This is a genomic window from Micromonospora sp. (genome assembly GCF_048594385.1).
Taxonomy (GTDB): Bacteria; Actinomycetota; Actinomycetes; order Mycobacteriales; family Micromonosporaceae; genus Micromonospora; species Micromonospora wenchangensis.
Map to the genome: position 1 here is coordinate 1 of NZ_JBMDWU010000166.1, position 1713 is coordinate 1713.

2 protein-coding genes are annotated in these 1713 nt (G+C 71.9%); both read left to right on the forward strand.

The window, feature by feature from the left end:
• The first annotated feature begins 209 nt into the window (after positions 1-209).
• Positions 210-830 (forward strand): class I SAM-dependent methyltransferase, encoded by a 621-nt coding sequence (locus tag ACOJTC_RS08755; protein WP_420116458.1) that lies wholly within the window; start codon positions 210-212, stop codon positions 828-830.
• 314 nt (positions 831-1144) lie between these two features.
• Positions 1145-1534, forward strand: coding sequence for a peptidase inhibitor family I36 protein (locus ACOJTC_RS08760; RefSeq protein WP_204926465.1), 390 nt, complete (start codon positions 1145-1147; stop codon positions 1532-1534).
• The last annotated feature ends 179 nt before the right edge of the window (positions 1535-1713 follow it).

Sequence of the window (1713 nt, forward strand, 5' to 3'; positions counted from 1 at the left end):
CGGGGCTGAAGGCCGCCGCCGCCCTCAACGCCGACCTGATCGCCGAGGAAACCGACCGGGCCGTCGCCGCGCGACGCACGGCCGCTCGGGGGCAGACCGGGCCCGCGCCCGAGCGGACCGGGTCGGTGGACGATCAGGCCGGGGCCGGGCAAGACCAGGCCGGGGCCGTGGTCGAGCAGCCCGCGCCGGACGGCTGGCATGCCGGGGCGGTGGACGAGGCGACCGCCCGGCACTGGGACGAGCTGTACCGGGGTCGGGAGCGGTATTGGAGCGGGCGGCCCAACCCGCACCTGGTGGACGTGGCCGGGACGCTGCCGCCGGGCACCGCGCTGGACCTGGGATGCGGCGAGGGCGGTGACGCGGTGTGGCTGGCCCGGCAGGGCTGGCGGGTGACGGCCGTCGACGTCTCCACCGCCGCCCTGCAGCGGTCGGCCGCCGCCGTGACCGCCGCCGGAGTGGCGGCCCTTGTCGACTTCCAGCGGCACGACCTGGCCCGGACCTTCCCGGCCGGGGAGTTCGACCTGGTCTCCGCGCAGTTCCTCCAGTCGCCGCTGGAGTTCCCCCGGGCCGAGGTGCTGCGGGCGGCGGCGCGGGCGGTCGCACCGGGCGGCCGACTGCTGGTGGTCGAGCACGGGGCGGTGCCGCCGTGGGGCAACGCCGCGCACCACCACACCCGGTTCCCCACCCCGCAGGAGACCCTGGTCGACCTCGACCTCGACCCGGACGGCTGGGACGTCGAACGGCTGGACGCCCCGCAGCGGCAGGCGACCGGCCCCGACGGCCAGACCGGCACCCTGATCGACCATCTGGTGTTGGCACGCCGCCGGTAGGTCGGCCCGATTGCCGTCCACCATGGACCAGCCGACCGGAGATCCGCACGGTTGAAGGAATCACCGGACGACCACCAAAGAAATCGAGAAGTATTGACGCCCCATTTTCCTTCACGTAGGTTAAGGACCGACAACAGGCCACGGGGGCCTCTGGGAGAACTGTTGAACGACGGCGCAGGCACGCCCTGCCGCCGCACATGCGGGTACCCGCAATTCTCAGCATTGACAGTCGACGTCTCGGTCGAAGGTCGCTCGCTGACCGGCCACGTGCCGCGTCGCGCCATGCCCCCCGCCACCACTTCACGGGAGGAACCATGCGACACATCGGGACCGCACTCGCGGGCCTCGCCCTCGTCGGCACCACCGTCCTCGCCGGCGCCCCGGCCCAGGCCGCGGCGCCCTCCGCGACGGACGCACTGGCCCTGAGCTGCCCCTCCACCGGTGCACTCTGCCTCTACAAGGACGCCGGCTTCCTCAACATCCTGGACGTGCTCAACGGCAGCGCCAGCCTGGTCAACACCAACGCCGACAACGCGGTCACCTCGGTCCGCAACCGGGGCAACTGCGCCTACAAGCTCTACCGCAACGGCGACCGTTCCGACAGCCCCATCACCGTCGGCCCGCGCACCGAGATCTCCAACCTCGGGACGTTCTGGGGTCTACAGTGGAACGACTCGATCAGCTACGCGCAGATCTGGTGCTGACCCCGAGCCAATCGAAACGCCTTTCTCCGTAGCTTGAAATAGCGCGGAAAATGCGGCGCACAACCATTCACCGAGCCGTCACCGTCGGATGACGCGTCAATTCGGCGTACCCTCAGCCGTCCCACCCCCCCGGGCGACCACCCCCGCGGCGACGACGCCGTGGCAACCGGCCCCGGCCC